The 16,379-nt window shown below is 58.6% G+C and carries 18 protein-coding genes, 1 tRNA gene and 1 riboswitch; all 19 genes read left to right on the top strand.

What is annotated here, in order from left to right:
- Positions 1-87 precede the first annotated feature (87 nt).
- The 19 genes from tsf to scpB all read left to right on the top strand — a co-directional run bounded on the left by tsf (position 88) and on the right by scpB (position 16,345).
- On the top strand, positions 88-966 hold the full coding sequence (gene tsf / locus VGL38_03080; GenBank protein ID HEY3294399.1) for a translation elongation factor Ts: 879 nt from the start codon (positions 88-90) through the stop codon (positions 964-966).
- A gap of 15 nt (positions 967-981) precedes the next feature.
- Positions 982-1,695 (top strand): UMP kinase, encoded by a 714-nt coding sequence (gene pyrH / locus VGL38_03075; GenBank protein HEY3294398.1) that lies wholly within the window; start codon positions 982-984, stop codon positions 1,693-1,695.
- Between the two features lie 7 nt (positions 1,696-1,702).
- Positions 1,703-2,260, top strand: a complete 558-nt coding sequence (frr, locus tag VGL38_03070; GenBank protein ID HEY3294397.1) for a ribosome recycling factor — start codon at positions 1,703-1,705, stop codon at positions 2,258-2,260.
- Positions 2,261-2,282: 22 nt separating this feature from the next.
- Positions 2,283-3,275 carry a PfkB family carbohydrate kinase gene (locus VGL38_03065; protein ID HEY3294396.1) on the top strand — a complete coding sequence of 331 codons (993 nt, stop codon included), beginning with the start codon at positions 2,283-2,285 and terminating at the stop codon, positions 3,273-3,275.
- Between the two features lie 50 nt (positions 3,276-3,325).
- Positions 3,326-3,402: transfer RNA gene (locus VGL38_03060), tRNA-Val, on the top strand.
- Positions 3,402-3,896, top strand: coding sequence for a D-glycero-beta-D-manno-heptose 1-phosphate adenylyltransferase (gene rfaE2, locus VGL38_03055; protein HEY3294395.1), 495 nt, complete (start codon positions 3,402-3,404; stop codon positions 3,894-3,896). Before VGL38_03060 ends, rfaE2 begins: the two co-directional genes overlap by 1 nt.
- A gap of 3 nt (positions 3,897-3,899) precedes the next feature.
- Positions 3,900-5,222: a signal recognition particle protein gene (ffh, locus tag VGL38_03050; GenBank protein HEY3294394.1), complete on the top strand. Its 1,323-nt coding sequence runs from the start codon at positions 3,900-3,902 to the stop codon at positions 5,220-5,222.
- A 32-nt stretch (positions 5,223-5,254) separates the two neighbouring features.
- The gene (rpsP, locus tag VGL38_03045) at positions 5,255-5,656 is read left to right on the top strand and encodes a 30S ribosomal protein S16 (GenBank protein HEY3294393.1); all 402 of its coding nucleotides are present in this window, start codon (positions 5,255-5,257) and stop codon (positions 5,654-5,656) included.
- 45 nt (positions 5,657-5,701) lie between these two features.
- Positions 5,702-5,992 (top strand): KH domain-containing protein, encoded by a 291-nt coding sequence (locus tag VGL38_03040; protein ID HEY3294392.1) that lies wholly within the window; start codon positions 5,702-5,704, stop codon positions 5,990-5,992.
- Between the two features lie 21 nt (positions 5,993-6,013).
- On the top strand, positions 6,014-6,565 hold the full coding sequence (gene rimM, locus VGL38_03035) for a ribosome maturation factor RimM (protein HEY3294391.1): 552 nt from the start codon (positions 6,014-6,016) through the stop codon (positions 6,563-6,565).
- The gene (gene trmD, locus VGL38_03030; GenBank protein HEY3294390.1) at positions 6,555-7,283 is read left to right on the top strand and encodes a tRNA (guanosine(37)-N1)-methyltransferase TrmD; all 729 of its coding nucleotides are present in this window, start codon (positions 6,555-6,557) and stop codon (positions 7,281-7,283) included. Before rimM ends, trmD begins: the two co-directional genes overlap by 11 nt.
- A gap of 5 nt (positions 7,284-7,288) precedes the next feature.
- The gene (rplS, locus tag VGL38_03025; GenBank protein ID HEY3294389.1) at positions 7,289-7,675 is read left to right on the top strand and encodes a 50S ribosomal protein L19; all 387 of its coding nucleotides are present in this window, start codon (positions 7,289-7,291) and stop codon (positions 7,673-7,675) included.
- A 35-nt stretch (positions 7,676-7,710) separates the two neighbouring features.
- Positions 7,711-7,858, top strand: a riboswitch (cobalamin riboswitch).
- Between the two features lie 50 nt (positions 7,859-7,908).
- Positions 7,909-8,466: an ECF transporter S component gene (locus VGL38_03020; GenBank protein ID HEY3294388.1), complete on the top strand. Its 558-nt coding sequence runs from the start codon at positions 7,909-7,911 to the stop codon at positions 8,464-8,466.
- Entirely contained in the window at positions 8,463-10,277 is a 1,815-nt protein-coding gene (locus tag VGL38_03015) for a hypothetical protein (protein HEY3294387.1), read from the top strand. Before VGL38_03020 ends, VGL38_03015 begins: the two co-directional genes overlap by 4 nt.
- Complete coding sequence (locus VGL38_03010) at positions 10,274-12,427, top strand: TonB-dependent receptor plug domain-containing protein (protein HEY3294386.1); 2,154 nt, start codon at positions 10,274-10,276, stop codon at positions 12,425-12,427. The genes VGL38_03015 and VGL38_03010 overlap by 4 nt, the downstream gene beginning before the upstream one ends.
- 13 nt (positions 12,428-12,440) lie before the next feature.
- Positions 12,441-13,712, top strand: a complete 1,272-nt coding sequence (locus tag VGL38_03005; GenBank protein ID HEY3294385.1) for a hypothetical protein — start codon at positions 12,441-12,443, stop codon at positions 13,710-13,712.
- Positions 13,713-13,807: 95 nt separating this feature from the next.
- On the top strand, positions 13,808-14,803 hold the full coding sequence (gene trpS / locus VGL38_03000) for a tryptophan--tRNA ligase (protein ID HEY3294384.1): 996 nt from the start codon (positions 13,808-13,810) through the stop codon (positions 14,801-14,803).
- Positions 14,804-14,814: 11 nt separating this feature from the next.
- On the top strand, positions 14,815-15,543 hold the full coding sequence (locus VGL38_02995) for a segregation/condensation protein A (protein ID HEY3294383.1): 729 nt from the start codon (positions 14,815-14,817) through the stop codon (positions 15,541-15,543).
- 13 nt (positions 15,544-15,556) lie between these two features.
- Positions 15,557-16,345, top strand: coding sequence for an SMC-Scp complex subunit ScpB (gene scpB, locus VGL38_02990; protein ID HEY3294382.1), 789 nt, complete (start codon positions 15,557-15,559; stop codon positions 16,343-16,345).
- Positions 16,346-16,379: the final 34 nt, after the last annotated feature.

Below are 16,379 nucleotides of genomic sequence, written 5' to 3'. Positions count from 1 at the left end.
ACGCTTTGGAGTCTATGGTGGGCAACTGCCGGTGATTCGGGCGGATAGGCAATATAAACATACGACCATTAGCTTGTAGAGGATAACGTGGCAGAAGCAGGAATTACCGCATCTCTGGTCAACGAACTGCGTCAGGAAACCGGCGCGGGCATGATGGATTGCAAGAAGGCGTTGACGGAGTCTGGCGGAGACAAAACCAAGGCTCTGGAATATCTGCGCAAGAAGGGCAAGGCTGCCGCTGAAAAGCGTGCCGACCGCTCTGCGGAGCAGGGACTTGTGGTGATCGCCCTTTCCCCCGATTCCCGCACGGGCGCCCTGGTGGAATTGAACAGCGAATCTGATTTTGTCGCCAAGAACGATATGTTCCGGCAACTCGCGACCAATGCGGCGGCCGTTGTGCTGTCGTGGACGGATGCCGATGGCAAGTCCGCCGATGAACTGGCGGCGAAGCCGATGGCTGACGGGACGAAGATCGGCGACGCGCTTTCCGACCTGATCGGCAAGATTGGCGAGAAACTGCAGATCGGACGTTTCGCCCGTTTGCAGGTGGCGGATGGCGTGATCGGCACCTACATCCACTCCGACCAGAAGTTGGGCGTGATGGTGGCGTTGAAGGGCGCGAAGGCCGCCAATGCCGATGACGTGACGCTGGGCCGTGATCTTGCCATGCAGGTAGCCGCTTCCGCACCAACGTTTGTGACGCGCAATGAAGTGCCCGCCGAGAAGATCGCGTCGGAGACCGAACTGGAAAAAGAGCGCGCGCGTGCCGAAGGCAAGCCGGAAGCCGCCGTGAACAAGATCGCCGAGGGCCGCGTCAACAAGTGGTTCTCGGAGGTCGCTCTGATCGAGCAACCGTTTGTGAAGGATCCCAAAGTGATCATCAGGGACCTCATTGCTGCCACGTCCAAGAAGTCCGGCAGTCCCATCGAGGTCACGTCGTTTGTGCGCGTCCGCGTGGGCGCGTAACCTCAATCCTGCGAGATTTTTCTGCGATACAGTCGTGTTCTGCTTAAGCTCTCGGGTGAGGCGCTGGTTGGGGCGGGGGACTATGGCATAGACCCTGCCGTGCTGGCGGCGATGGCCGAAGAGATCGCCGAGGTGCATGCGGACCATGTGGACCTCGGAATTGTCATTGGCGGCGGGAATATCTTCCGCGGCTTGAAGGGTGCTGCAGGCGGGATGGACCGCGTGAGCGCCGATCAGATGGGAATGCTGGCCACGGTCATCAATTCCCTTGCTCTGCAGGATGCGTTGGAGCGCCTGGGCGTGGTTACCCGCGTGCAATCGGCTATTCCCATGCAGACCGTTGCCGAACCGTTTATCCGTCGCCGGGCGCTGCGTCATCTGGAGAAACGGCGCGTGGTGATCTTTGCCGCCGGCACGGGCAGCCCGTTCTTTTCGACGGATACCGCCGCGGCGCTGAGAGCGAAGGAAATCAAAGCCGACGTGCTCATGAAGGGCACCAAGGTTGACGGCATTTTCACGGCAGACCCTGTGACCACTCCCGATGTGACCATGTTCGACAACCTCACCTATCTTGAGTTTGTGAGCAAGCAGCTTCGGGTGATCGATACGACGGCGGTCACCTTCTGCCTCGAGAACAGTATTCCGATTCACGTGTTCAATTTCAAGAAGCGCGGCAACCTGCGGCGCATCCTTGCCGGCGAGAAGATCGGCACATTAATTGGCAGGTGAGTAATTTATGGTCAAGGAAATCGTAGCGGACTGCGAACTGCGGATGAATAAATCCGTAGAGAAACTCCGTCTGGAATTGACGCACATTCGGACGGGGAAGGCATCGGTCGGGTTGGTAGAACCTATTCGGGTGGATGTGTACGGCTCCGAAATGCCGCTGGCCCAGGTCGCATCGGTGTCGACACCGGATGCGAAGTCCATCGTCATCCAGCCGTGGGACAAGAGCACCTTGGGTGCGATTGGCAAGGCGATACAGATGTCGGATCTCGGATTGAATCCGATGAATGACGGCACGATGATCCGCCTGACTATTCCGCCGCTCACCGAAGAACGCCGCAAGGATCTGGTGAAGCTCGTGAAGAAGTATGTCGAAGAGGCCAAGGTTGCCGTTCGCAACATCCGCCGCGACGCCAACGAGCATATCAAGAAGCTCGAGAAGAATCACGAAATCTCCGAGGACGAGACAAAGAAGGCCGAGCATCGCACTCAGGAGATGACCGACAAGCATATCAAGGAAATGGATCACCTCTTCGATCTGAAGGAGAAGGAGATCCTCGAAGGGTGAGTACGGACGGGAGCAGCGGACTATGAATCACATCTCACCTGTCCGCGCGGAAGAAATTCTGAATGCCGCCCGTGGGAAGCGCATTGCCGTGCTGGGTGACTTTATGCTTGACCGGCATCTGTCCGGCAGTGTGAAGCGGATCAGCCCGGAAGCTCCGGTGCCGGTGGTGGAAATCGAATCCGAGAGCACGGGGCTGGGCGGTGCGGGAAATGTGGTGCAGAACCTCGGCACGTTAGGCGTGGAACCCTTTGCCTTCGGCGTGATGGGTGAAGATGCCGCCGGCCAGGTGATGCTGGGCCATCTGGAAATCTGCGGAGCGGTTACTTCCGGAATGATCATTACCGCCGGACGCCGCACCACCGAGAAGACCCGCATTATCGCGCACGATCAGCATGTGGTCCGGGCCGACCGTGAGACGCTGGGTGATATTTCCGCCGCTGAAGAGAACCGGTTGCTGGCCGCTTTGGAAAGCGCCATGCCGACGCTTCAGGCCATCATCCTGCAGGACTACAACAAGGGCGTGCTGACAGGCCACGTGATCGAATCCGCGTTGAAAATCGCTGCCGCGCACAACGTGCAGGTCGGCGTCGATCCCAAGTTCGAGCACTTCTTCGACTACCGCGGGACACACCTGTTCAAGCCGAATCTGCGGGAACTGGAGCGCGCGATGGGAGTCAAGATCGGTGACGAAACGCAGCTTGCGGATGCGGGACGGGCTCTGTTTGACAGGATTTCCCCCGACCTGTTGCTGGTGACGCGCGGCGAACGCGGTATGACGCTGTTTCATGGCCGGGATGTCATGCAGCATATTCCCACCCGCGCCATCAAGGTCAGCGACGTTTCCGGTGCGGGTGACACGGTTATTTCCACATGTATGGCTGCCGAAGCGGGCGGCGCAAACCCGGCGGAAGCCGCGGTAATGGCCAATTATGCGGCCGGAATCGTTTGCGGTGAAGTCGGTGTGGTTCCCATCGAGCGGCAGCGGTTGCTTGATGTGATCGCGCAGCGAGACTGAAATCGCCTTTCAGCGTTTCAGTTTTTCGGCCTTTCAGATTTTGAATTCTTGGGCGACTAGCTCAGTTGGTTAGAGCGCTGGTCTCACATACCAGAGGTCACAGGTTCAAGTCCTGTGTCGCCCACCATGAAGAGAGACACTAATTTCCCTGCACTGCTGACTCGCGAAGAGGCAGCGCGCCGCTGCAAAGTCGAGCGCGTGATGAGTGGCACGATAGTGTTCACCAACGGCGTATTCGATATTCTGCATCGCGGTCATATCGAGTACCTGTGCGCGGCGCGCGACTTGGGGACCGTGTTGATTGTCGGTGTGAACAGTGATGACTCCACCCGGCGGCTGAAAGGCCCGAAGCGGCCCTTGATGAGCGCCGAGGACCGGGTCTATGCGCTCGCGGCGTTGCGATGCGTGGACCACGTGGTGTTGTTCGATGAAGATACTCCGGAAGATCTGATCAAGGCGATCACACCGGACGTGCTGGTTAAAGGCGGCGACTACAAGCCGAGTGAAGTGGCCGGTGCGAAGCATGTTGAGCAGAACGGCGGCAAGGTGGTGATTCTGCCTTTTCGCGACGGATGCTCTACCAGCGGTTTGATCGAAGAGATTGTAGAGCGGTTTTCCTGATCCATGTTTGATGATCTGACCTCACGGCTTGACCAGGTTTTCCGGAACCTGCGCGGAATCGGCAAGATTAGTGAAAGTAACATTCACGAGTCGTTGCAGGAGATTCGGCGCGTTCTTCTGGATGCCGACGTCAATGTGCAGGTGGTGCGGGATTTCCTCGCGCACGTCGAAGAGAAGGCTGTCGGACAGGAAGTCGTCAAGGCCGTTATGCCCGCGCAGCTCATCGTCAAGATCGTCTATGACGAACTGGTGGTGTTGCTCGGCGAAAAGGAGAGCCGGCTTGTCACGGCGTCTCAGCCGCCTACCGTCTACATGGTGGTCGGTCTGCAGGGCTCCGGTAAGACGACGTTCTGCGCCAAACTGGCGCGGCATCTGAAGACTAAGGGCAAGCGTCCGCTGCTCGTAGCGGCGGACTTGCAGCGTCCTGCCGCGCAGGATCAGTTGCAGGTGCTGGGCGAGTCCATCGGCGTTCCGGTGTTTCGCGGCGACAGCAAGAGTTCGGTGGAGGTATGTGACGCGGCGCTGAAGCACGCGCGGCGCATCAGCCTTGATCCGGTCATCCTGGATACCGCGGGCCGTCTGCACGTGGACGACGAGCTGATGAATGAACTGGAGCGGATCCAGAAGCTCGTTAAGCCGACCGAAATTTTGTTTGTGGCGGACGGCATGACCGGCCAGGACGCGGTGAATTCCGCCAAGGCCTTCCATGACCGGCTGCAGTTTACCGGTTCGGTGCTCACCAAGATGGACGGCGATACGCGCGGTGGCGCGGCGATCTCCATCCGCAGCGTCACCGGCAAACCGCTGAAGTTCGTCTCCGTCGGTGAAAAACTCGAAGCGCTGGAGCCGTTCCATCCCGACCGGATGGCCGGACGCATTCTGGGCAAGGGCGACATCGTGTCGTTCGTCGAGAAGGCTCAGGCGACCGCCGACGAAGCAAAGACCGCCAAGTTAGAAGAGAAGCTCCGCCGCGCGGAATTCACGCTGACGGATTTTCTCGATCAGTTGCAGCAACTCAAGAAGATGGGATCGCTGCAGAGCCTGCTGGGGATGATTCCCGGCGTGGGCGCGAAGCTCAAGGACGTGCAGGTGGACGAGCGCGGATTGAAGCACATGGAAGCGCTCATTCTGTCCATGACTCCCGAGGAACGTGAGCGTCCGCAGATCCTCAATGCACGCCGCCGCCGCCGCATCGCTTTGGGAGCGGGGCGCAATGTGCAGGAAGTGAATCGCCTGATCCAGCAGTACGAGCAGATGGTGCAGATGATGAAACGGCTGCGCAAGGCGGGGCCGGGTCAACTTCGACGTGTGCTCGGCGGGAATTAAGAATCATAGTGTACTAACCATAGGAACCTGTTGTGTCCGTACGCATCAGACTCACACGCGCGGGACGTAAGAAAGTGCCGCACTATCGCATCGTCGTGATGGACTCCCGGAACCGCCGGGATGGCGCTTATTTGGATCAGATCGGCGTGTATCATCCTAACCTGCAGCCCGCGCAGTTCGAAGTGAACGAAGAAAAGGCGCTGCGGTGGCTGACCCAGGGCGCCGTGCCTTCCGATACGGTGCGAAGCCTTCTTTCGCAGCGCGGCATCCTGCTCCGGTTTGATCTCATGAAGCGGCAGACGCCGCCCGAAAAGATTGCTGCGACGCTGGCAACGTGGCGCGAGGCCGCGGCGGCGAGGACGGCACAACGGGCGGAACAGAAAAAGCTGAAGCGCAAAGGCAAGGCTTCCGCCGAGAGCGCCGCCACTTCCTGAACAACTACACATTCTGCCTGATCTTTGCCACGTTAGAGCGCAAGGGTGACCCGGATTATGGAACAGTTCATCAGCTTCATAGTCAAGCACCTGGTGGACAACCCGGATGCTGTTCACGTCGAACATGTCGAGAAGGAAAGCGGTCGTCATCTGTACCGGCTCCATGTCGGTGATGGCGATCTCGGACAGGTCATTGGGAAGGAAGGGAAGACCGCCAAGTCCATCCGGACTCTGGTGATCGCCGTCGCGGCGCGACAGGGACTGCGCGCCGGATTCGAAATCGTTGACCCGGCGCGTCCGCATCTGGAGGACGGTCAGGCCGCCGACCACGAGTAGGATAACGGAAAAGGACAGAGGATGAACCCGGAAGACCTTCGCACAGTTGGAGTCATCGTCGGTGCGCACGGGCTTCAGGGAACCTTCAAACTCGAGCCCCTCTCTGATTTTCCTGAACGGTTTGAAGCGCTGCGCACAGTGTATCTGCTGCGCGGTGAGACTGTGCTCGCTCAATGCACCGTGAAGAACCTCCGCTGGGCGAATGCGCTACTGCTGCTTACGCTTCGGGAAATTCGCACCCGGGATGAAGCCGACCAATTGCGCGGCGTGGAGGTGTGCGTGCCCGATACCGAGACGTGGACGCTGCCCGAGGATGTCTACTACACGACCGACATTATCGGCTACATGGGCGTGGCGGAAGACGGAACTGTGCTGGGAACTCTGAAGGATATACAGGCCGGAGCGCAGGACATTCTGCAGTTTGAGAAAGATGGGGACGAGCTGCTGGTGCCCTTCGTCAAGGAATGGGTGGGTACAGTGAACACCGAAAAGAGGACCATCGAAATCCTCAACTGGCGCCAGTTGGCGAGTTCGGAAGTGATTGAACCGTCGCCGGAAACGGATGACGATTGACATTCTCACCGGCTTTCCGGAAATTTTTTCCGGACTGATCAACAGCTCGATCCTGCGCAATGCGCTGCTGTCGGGCGCGGTGGAAATCTGGGTTCATAATCTGCGGCACTACACGACGGACCGGCATGGAAACATTGACGATTCGCCGTACGGAGGTGGAGCCGGGATGGTGCTGATGGCGCAGCCTGTATGGGCCGCGCTGGACCATCTCAAAACCATCCGCGCCGCAGAGCCGTTGCGACTGTACATGTCGCCGCAGGGGCAGACGCTGACCCAATCGCGTGTCCGCGATTTGGTAACGGCCGAAGAACTGATCCTTCTGTGCGGACACTATAAGGATGTCGACGGCAGGGTCTTTGAGCGCGACGAATGGCACGAAGTCTCCATCGGCGACTATGTGCTCAGCGGCGGAGAAATTCCGGCCGCGGTGCTTGTTGACGCGATGGTGCGGCTGCTGCCCGGAGTGATCAGCGATCCGGAGTCGGCGGACACGGACAGTTTTGAAGATGGCCTGCTCGACGCGCCCTACTACACGCGTCCCGAAGAGATTAATGGGCGGCGGGTGCCTGAGGCATTGCTCAGCGGGCATCACGAGAATATCCGGCGCTGGCGAATGGATCAGCGCGTTGGGCGTACGAGAGAACGCCGCCCGGATTTGTGGAACGCCTGGCTGGCGGCCCATCCTGAGTTTGAAAAAGACAGACGAAACCATAAGTAACTATCATGAACCGCATTTCGAATTGGACCCAAGATGACCTGCGCAAAGACGTTCCGAGCTTTGTCCCCGGAGACACCGTCAGTGTCTCGGTGCGCGTTATCGAAGGTGATAAGGAGCGCCTGCAGGCCTTCCAGGGTACCGTGATCGGCCGGCATAGCGGCGGACTCGATGAGACGTTCACCGTCCGGAAAATTTCCATGGGTGTTGGCGTGGAGCGTATTTTCCCGCTGCATTCGCCGTCCGTGGCGCGCATCGAAGTGATGCGCAAAGGCCGCGTCCGCCGTGCGAAGCTCACGTACCTGCGCGGATTGAAGGGCAAGAAGGCGCGTATCAAGGAGAAGGCTCGCGTGATCGTCCCCGAGACCACGGCAACGGCTGAGGCCGCGAAGTAGTTTCGATTGCCTCGGCGATCTGCTTTTTGTTCTTTGTTTGCACACCAGCGGTTGGTGTCCGCGCAAGCGGAAGAATAGGGAAGACGGTGTGATTCCGTCGCTGACCCGCAACTGTGAAAGCGCGGCTTTCTTCACTGAATGCCGCGCTCAGCCAGGAGACCTGCCAGCCGTATACAGTATCCTTCGGTCGTAAGGTTCAGGTGGAGGCTCTCCGCTTTGGCGGGGAGATGCAGATGAGTATCGAGTCCCGGCTGGGTCGTCCGCCGCTCCTGCTCACGCGTCTGGCGATGTTCGTCGCGCTGGGACTGGTGGCGGGAGTCGCGCTGAGCGGCATACCCAATGTTGAACTGGTAACGGCGATCTGCTTTATCGCCGGGTTCATGCTCGGGCCGGGCGGGGGATTGCTGACCGGAGGTCTGACCGAGGCTCTGTTTGCCGGCTTCAACCCCATGGGAAGCTCGCTCGGACTTGTGCTCGTGGCGCAGGTCATCGGCATGGCGGCGGCGGGATTGGCCGGATCGCTGGCGGCGTTTCTCGTGCGCGGACGCGAGAAAGGCACATGGTATGCGAGTGTCATGGTCGGACTCGGAATCGTCGCCACTCTATTTTTCGATTTGATAACGAACCTGGCCTTTCCCGTGATGGCCGGGTTTTCTGTTTCCGAGATGTGGGTGACACTGGCGGCCGGCGTGCCGTTCGCGCTCATTCATCTGATCTCCAACACGCTCGTGTTCCTCATCATCGTTGTTCCTTTTGTGCCCCGGCTTGAAAGGGCCTTGAAAGTCTCGTGAAACGTACCGCACTTTTCGTTCTTGCTTTCATCCTCGCCGCAGGCGCGGCGTGGTGCCAGGGACCGGTATTCCGGCAGAAAGACCTGTGGACACTGCCGTATGAAGATCTCAGCGATCTGCTGCGGCGGTATCCCGGCATGTATCCGCTGGACTACGGCAACGTCGGGCAGCCCCTGCTGTTCCGGCCATGGAATCTGAATCCCTGGGAACTCCGCGTGGATCGCGACGGTATCCCGCAGAACCGTGTTTCCGACGGGTTGTATGATCCGAATCTGCAACCGGGCATCGAACTCGACTCGATCCGTTATGATTACCTGCGTGATGGAGGAGCGGGCCGGTTTGACCTGGCAACGCGGACGTTTCAATCGGATACGCCCTATACCGAGGTGCACATCCGCGAGGGATTCTACGGTTACGGGACGGTAGACTTCGCGCAGGGCGAACGCATTCACAAATCGCTGACTCTCGAGGTGACGGGACGCCTGCTCTTTTATAACGGACTGCGCAGCCTCCCGAACAATCCGGGGCGCAACGATTCCTCGCGAGACCGCTGGGTGCGAGGACGCGTGGGATTTGATCTGGGACCGCGCTGGCGTTCGTACATCACCTACGCCGGTTCGGTGGTCAACAGCCTGACCCCTCTCAGCCCCCGGCAGTTCTATCTTGAGCGGCACGAGGGAATTCTCACCGTTGCGCAAAAGGACTCCGCGCGCACGGCGTTCGATCCATCATTGAAACTGTACGCCCGGCAGGACAGGGAGAAGTGGGGCAATCCCTTCCAGCAACGCGAACTGACGCGGGGTGCTATTTTAGAAGCCCATGCCACGCTGCCGGATCAGCGTTTCACATTCCGGCAACTGAGCACCTTGAGCACCATCAACTTCCCGGGCTTTGCCAAACGGGATGAACTCTGGCTCGAATTGCATGCGGCGGACTCCATCGGCTTGGCGGTCGGGGGTGTGACAGTCTTCGGCAACGTGCGGCGGGAATCTAACACCGGTCTGGGCATTCCTAAACAAAACGATGTCGTGTCAGGGATCGGCGCGCGATTCGAATCGGTGCCGATGTCCGATTTCGTGCTGCACGGCGGCACGCAATGGACAGAAGAACTGGCGCCGCTGGCATGGCGGTTCGGATCGTACACATTAAGCGACCGACCACTATTGGCCGCCCCGGAATTTGGTGATGTGTCCCTTCGATATGTTCCCTACACAGATACGACGGCGCGGGCAACTGACAGATACTGGAAATCCGACCTGGGTGTAAGATGGGATCTCAGCGGCGGATATGTGGATGTCACGGCCATGCGCCTGAGTCATCCTGGACATTTGCGGAATGTGTTCAGTCTCAGCAATGACCAGTTTCACAACATTTACCTCGCGCCAACTTTTGTGAGCAGGGATACGGCGCAGGTCGGGGTGTCCGTAGCGACTTCCATTCCCTTGAAATGGGGGCTTCGCCTTGAAGGATGGGGATTTGGACAAGCGGCGGCCAATGACCTAGGTAATCTTGTGGATTCCCGCGGCTACGCCCGGCTCTATTTCGAGCATGCGTTTTTCAGCACGCCGCTGATTATTCGCGCTCATGTCAGCGACGAGTTTTTCGGGCAGCGCGTCGCGTATTCGGAGTTAGGGCAGGCGGTCCTCGGTCCTAATAGCTCGATGGGTATTCGAATCTCGGCCACGATTCGAGGTGTGACCGCTATCTGGGGCACGGAAAACTTCCTCAATCAGCCATACTATATTCTCCCGGGGTACAAGATGATCGGCAAAGAGGAGTACCTTGGCTTTATGATCAGGCTCTGGCTGTGATTCGGCTGGCCGCGGTGATCTGCCTGATCTGCACGGTCATGGCCCTTGCTCAGACGGGAGCGTCCATCGACGTGCGGGTTCTGGATGCGGGCCGTCCTGTATCTTCCGCCACAGTGTTGCTTTGGCCTTTTGATCGTGCGGCTCAGACTGACGAGATGGGCAAAGCGACATTTGACGGATTGGCCGCCGGGCAATACCGCCTTGAAGCCGCAGCGGAAGGATATGCAGCACGGGATACGTCCTTTGATCTTTCCCCCGGGCAGCGGCTGGGCATGCCCATCGCCTTGCAGAGGCTGTCCGTGACCCTCCCGGAAGTGGTCGTGGAAACGCAGCGGCGTATGGGCGACGCACACGTCTTTACTCGCAAAGACATTCAGGCCGGCACCGCTCGCACTCTACCGGAGTTTCTGAACCGCTCCGCCGGACTCGATGTGCGCAGCGACGGCACCGCGGGCGGGGCGCAGATCGTGCGGATCGGCGGCTCAAATGCCGATCAGGTGCTGGTGCTGGTCGATGGTCAGCGCATGCGCAGTCTCGGCAGTGGTGAGGCGGATCTGTCGGCTATTCCATTGGATTGGGTCCAGTCGGTCAAGGTGTCGCGTGGCGGACGTCCGGATGAGGGAGGCGAAGCCATCGGCGGGATTCTGGAAATCACCACCCGTAACGCCGGCGAGCGCGGCGAACTCTCGGTGGAAGGTGAGGCGCATCCGACCTATCAGACACTTAATGTCCTGAAATCTGCAAAGACTGGAACTCTCTCCAGTCTTTTGTCGTATTGCAGGACTCAGGGTCCCGGTGATTTCCGGTACACCATTACGGAAGATGACGGCAACGGGCCGTTCACTGTGAACCTCGGCAAGTCTTTTCGAAGGATCAACGCCGATGTGGCCCGCGATCAGCTTCTGCTGAAACTGTCCGCCACGTTGGATGGCGATGGCCTGCTTGAAGCCACAGGTTACTTGGATCGTGCCGTTCGCGGCATGCCGGGTTACCTTGCGCCGCAATTGACTCCGCTGGCCCGGCAGAGCACGACTCAACAGTCGGTAAATGTGCGCATGGAGCATAGCATCGGCCCGGTTCGCATGCAAGCGCGCGGAGCCTATGGACACGATCGGCGCGGCTTCACGGATCCGGACATCTATAGCCTCGCGCCGTACAGTTCCGAATCCAGCTCCGGATGGGAAGGTGAACTGCGCGGCAACACGCAGGCCAAGGGTGCCTCACTTAGCGGGGGAACACTAGTGTCCCGTGAGTCGCTGTACAGCAGCCAGATTAGTGCGGGACGCGCCGCACGTACCCGCTGGGCGGGCTGGACACAGATCGGCCATACACTCTACACGTCGTCACACCGTGAGTTGGCGCTCTCCGGGGATGGCGGCGCCCGCTGGGAAGCGTACGGTCACGGCCAGGCGCTGCTTCCCAAGGTCAGCGTGACTCTCGACCATCCCGGTGCCCTTGATGCAGGAGCAACCGTGTCCTGGGGAAAATCCTATCGAGCGCCAAGCTTCTATTCTCTGTTTTGGCTCGATGACCAGGCGGCACAGGGGAACCCGGACCTGAAATCAGAGCTGTCATCGGAGTGGACGGGCAGCGCACACGTTGAGCCGTCCATCGTTCACGGGTTGCGGCTCGAGGCGGAAGCATCGGATCAGCGCGTCAATGACCTCATTTATTGGAAGCGTACATTCGATGGCCGCTGGAAGCCGTTCAACTTGAATCGTGCGCATGTGCGGACTCTCGATCTTGACCTCAAGCAATCCGCCTGGAACGACTGCGTGCAGTTGTCAGCCGGCGTGAACTGGACGGAAGCTCGCGACGCCACGAATGACCGCAACACGGGCGGCAAGTATCTGACCTTTCGCGCACCGCGCTCATACCGGGGAACGCTGACGCTCAAACTGCACGGTGCGGAATTTGTCGCAAACTGCCGTTGGCTGTCCGCCCGCCCTGTGCTGGAAACTAATTCCAAATGGCTTCGCGCGTATCAGGTCGCCGATCTGCGCTTCAGCTACGGTTTCCGTCTGAGCCGCATGTGCATTGAACCGACCGTTGGCGCCAACAACCTGTTTGATGAAAACTACCGCATTGTGCGCTTTGCCCCTATGCCCGGGCGGGAAATCTATGCGGCTATCCGTGTTTCCCAACTTTAGCCTGTAAAGAAACATGATTCGACTGCTGGTGTTTTTGATATGCGCGGGAGCCCTGATGGCTCAGGAGCGGCTGTATGTGGTGCAAGTCAGTGATGAATCCCTCGGGGAGATCAATCTGGCCAATGGTCAGGTGGATACTCACGTGCTCTCGCTGGGGCACCTGTGCAATGACATTGTGGCGCACGGCTCCCATCTCTATGTGACCAACTCGGGGCTGAACACGGTTCAGGAAATCGACGCCGTCACCAACACAACGTTGCGCGAAATCCCCGTCACGGGCGGTGCGAACCCCTATTCGCTGGCTTTCATCAATGATGATACTCTGGCCGTCACGAACTGGCTGAGCAACAATGTGGTCCTGTTGCGGCTGTCCGATGGCGCTCAGGTAGGAACTATCCCCGTGGGTCTTGGACCGGAAGGAATTCTGGTACATGACAGTCGATTGTTCGTTTGCCTGACACGCTACCAGACCTCCGGCTACGGTCCCGGAGTAGTGATGGTCTATGACCGGAGCACTCTGAGGCTGCTCGACAGCATCCGAGTAGGCACAAATCCCCAGTCGGCCCAAGTGGATGACCGGAACCGCCTGCATGTGGTCTGCACAGGTAACTACGCTGATGTACCCGGTCAGATCCATGTCGTAAATCTGGAAACTTTGCATACCGATACCGTTCTGGCCGTGGGTGGAACCCCTGGAAACGTCAGCTTCGGCGGCGGTACTGCGTTCGTGGCCGCTGGCGGATGGGGTGGACCCGGAGCGGTTTTTCGATACCGACTGGATGACTTGTCCATCCTGAACAGTTCGGCTAACCCGATCCCGGTGGGAGAGGGGGCGACGGATGTCGAGGCCCAGCCCGACACGACCTTCTTTGTCAGTTGTTTTGCGGCCAATCAGGTCGAACACCGAATGCGTGACGGCAGCAGGATTGACGTCTTTCCGATGTCCACAGGCCCCGGTCAGATGGTGTTGTTCGGTGCCCCAGATGAGGCGAGGCCAATAATTGGGCCTGTCCCGAGGCAATTCGCCCTGACAGAGGCGTTTCCCAACCCCTTCAACAGCGCCGTCCGCCTGAAACTCAGCACGACGATGCCAGCCAATAGTTATATATTGATTTATAACGAATTAGGAAGGCAGATAGCCAAAGTGCTGGTTCCAGCGGGAGCAAATGAGATTCTCTGGGCACCTCAGAGTTCATCTCGAAGTTACATAACATCAGGAATTTATTACGCTATTTGGGAACAAGCAGATCCAAAAACGGTGCAAAAGCTTGTCTACCTGAAGTGAACCGCAAGCTGACCTATTGCGGGTAACTTGGGTTGCTATTTTTGTGAAAATATTGTATCTTGCGGTTTATTCTGAAGGGTAAAGACCAGCAAATTATGACGCGCAAACGGCGTTTACTTTCCGGCATGAGGCCCACTGGACGATTGCATCTTGGCAATTACGTCGGGGCTTTGGAAAACTGGGTTAAGCTGCAGGAGCAGTTTGAGAGCTTCCTGTTCGTGGCGGATTGGCATACACTGACTACCGATTACGAGCACACCCGGCTGATTCCCGAAAACACGTTCGAGATGGTGACGGACTGGCTCGCGGCAGGCATTGACCCCGCGAAGAGTCCGATTTTTGTGCAGTCGCAAGTGAAGCAGCATGCCGAACTTCATCTGATCTTGTCCATGCTGATGACGACAGCCCGTTTGGAACGCAATCCGACTCTGAAGGAGCAGGTACGCGATCTGGATCTGGAATCCAAAATGACTTATGGGCATCTTGGTTATCCGGTTCTACAGGCGGCGGACATCCTGATGTACAAGGGAGAAGTGGTTCCAGTCGGCGAAGATCAGCTTCCCCACATTGAGATGGCGCGCGAACTGGCGCGGCGCTTCAATAATGTGTTTGCCCCTGAGAAACCCGTTTTCCCGGAACCGGAAGGTTTACTGACCGAGTTTCCGCGTTTGCCGGGGTTGGATGGACATCGTATGTCGAAATCGCTGGGCAACACCATATTGCTCTCCGATTCTCCCGATGACATCAAGGCCAAGATGAAGAAGGCGGTGACCGACCCGCAAAAGGTTCGCAAGGGCGATCCCGGACGGCCGGACATCTGCCTGGTGTTTACCTATCATACGAAGTTCAATCCGGCGGAAGTGCCGGAGATCCGCGCGGGCTGCGAAAGCGGCGCGCTGGGCTGTGTCGATTGCAAGATGCGGGCGGCCAACCGGATTATCGAGCATCTGGCCCCGATCCGCGAGCGCAGACTGCAACTCGAAACGCAGCCGGAGAAGGTTCAGCAGATTATGGCGGACGGCAACGCCCGCGCACAAGAAGTCGCCGCGAAAACGATGGACGATGTACACGACGCTATGGGGTTTGGATGAGCGCTTGGCATGTGAAACTTCCGCGCTTCGATGGGCCGCTTGACCTGCTGCTGTTTCTGGTTACTAAGCAGGAATACGACATTCTGGACCTGCCGATTTCGGAAATCACCGACTCCTACCTCGGAGTGATTGATTCTATCGGCGTGGAGAATCTTGAAGACGCCGGCGAGTATCTGCTGATGGCGGCAACGCTGATCTCCATCAAGGCCAAGATGCTGCTGCCGAGGCCGCAGATCGATGGCGCCAAGGATGAGATGGATGATCCGCGACACGAGCTGGCTCAGCGTCTGTTGCTGTACCAAAAGACCAAGGAAGAATCCGCGGATCTGGCGCGGCGCGAAGCCGAGATGGCCGAACGCTTCGAGATGGGCAGGCCCGCAGTTCCGCCCGCCGTCGAACCGGAGCCGGAAGAGTACCTGATGCAGATGACGCTCTACGATTTGACGTGCGCCATCGAAGACATCATGAAACGAAAAGAAGAAAAGCGCTATCATCAGGTGCGGCTGGACAAGGTGACTCTGGATGAGCGCATCCGATGGGTCCTTGACCTGCTGGCGAATAAGGAGCGGTTCGGATTTGTAGGCTGTCTCCAGTCCGAGATGGAGCGCATGATCTGGGTTGTGACGTTTCTGGCCGTGTTGGAGATGACGAAGCGCCAGCGGATCCGTGTCGAGCAGAACGAGTTGTTTAGCGAAATTTATGTCAGCCGCGCGGAAGTGCCTGAACTTCAGGCGGCATAGGTAACCTGTGAGCATGGTGGAAGACGAGAGAAGAGACGAGCCGGAGGAACCGGACCTGAACGACGCGCCGCCGCGCATTCTGTATGCGCCGCCGGAAGGTGAGGATCCGGATAAACGGTTTCTGCTTGCCGCCACCGAAGCGCTCATCTTTGCCAGCACCGAGCCGCTGACCGCCAACCAGCACGCGGCTGCTTTGGGTGACGGTGTCAAGGGCCGCCTGGCCGAGTTCGTCGCGGAATTGAACGCCGAGTACGAACAGCAGGGGCGGGCTTTCGAAATTCTGGCCGTGGCCGGCGGCTACCAGTTCTTCACGCGGCGAGACTTCTCCGGCGTGTTGCGCAAGTTGTTTATGGAGAGAGCGCGTGCGCGGTTGTCCCGCGCGGCTCTGGAGACTCTGGCTGTGGTCGCTTTTCGCGGCCCGGTAACGCGGGCGGAGATCGATGAAATCCGCGGCGTGGACTCCGGTGGCGTGCTGCGCACATTGTTGGACCGCCATCTGGTGGCGGTGAGAGGACGGGCGAAGGTGATCGGACGGCCATTGCTGTACGAAACCACGCCGGAGTTCCTCAAACACTTTGGTCTTTCAGACCTGTCAGAACTGCCCCGTGATTCCGAGCTTTTGCGTGAGTGGGGACAGCCACGCGCAATTGATGAATCACCGGTCGAAGAACCGCCCCCGGCGGACGACGGAGGGGAGATTCTGGAACTGAGCCTTACAAACGCACAAACGAACGGCCGGCCGGATATTCCGCCGGTTGAGGAAACTGATTCTGAGAAGGACATCGGCCATGATGTTGCATAGGTCAAAAGTTTTAGTCGTCGGCGGGTGGGGACTG

The sequence above is a fragment of the bacterium genome (assembly GCA_036504735.1).
Taxonomy (GTDB): Bacteria; Electryoneota; RPQS01; order RPQS01; family RPQS01; genus DASXUQ01.
Note: the sequence above shows the minus strand (reverse complement) of the source record. Positions and strands in the feature narration are given on the sequence as shown.

What these genes read in the sequence shown, in the direction of transcription:
- frr (HEY3294397.1), top strand. Translation starts at nt 1,703, where the DNA reads ATGGTCAAGGAAATCGTAGCGGACTGCGAACTGCGGATGAATAAATCC.
- VGL38_03065 (HEY3294396.1), top strand. Translation starts at nt 2,283, where the DNA reads ATGAATCACATCTCACCTGTCCGCGCGGAAGAAATTCTGAATGCCGCC.
- rfaE2 (HEY3294395.1), top strand. Translation starts at nt 3,402, where the DNA reads ATGAAGAGAGACACTAATTTCCCTGCACTGCTGACTCGCGAAGAGGCA.
- ffh (HEY3294394.1), top strand. Translation starts at nt 3,900, where the DNA reads ATGTTTGATGATCTGACCTCACGGCTTGACCAGGTTTTCCGGAACCTG.
- rimM (HEY3294391.1), top strand. Translation starts at nt 6,014, where the DNA reads ATGAACCCGGAAGACCTTCGCACAGTTGGAGTCATCGTCGGTGCGCAC.
- trmD (HEY3294390.1), top strand. Translation starts at nt 6,555, where the DNA reads ATGACGATTGACATTCTCACCGGCTTTCCGGAAATTTTTTCCGGACTG.
- rplS (HEY3294389.1), top strand. Translation starts at nt 7,289, where the DNA reads ATGAACCGCATTTCGAATTGGACCCAAGATGACCTGCGCAAAGACGTT.
- VGL38_03020 (HEY3294388.1), top strand. Translation starts at nt 7,909, where the DNA reads ATGAGTATCGAGTCCCGGCTGGGTCGTCCGCCGCTCCTGCTCACGCGT.
- VGL38_03005 (HEY3294385.1), top strand. Translation starts at nt 12,441, where the DNA reads ATGATTCGACTGCTGGTGTTTTTGATATGCGCGGGAGCCCTGATGGCT.
- trpS (HEY3294384.1), top strand. Translation starts at nt 13,808, where the DNA reads ATGACGCGCAAACGGCGTTTACTTTCCGGCATGAGGCCCACTGGACGA.
- scpB (HEY3294382.1), top strand. Translation starts at nt 15,557, where the DNA reads ATGGTGGAAGACGAGAGAAGAGACGAGCCGGAGGAACCGGACCTGAAC.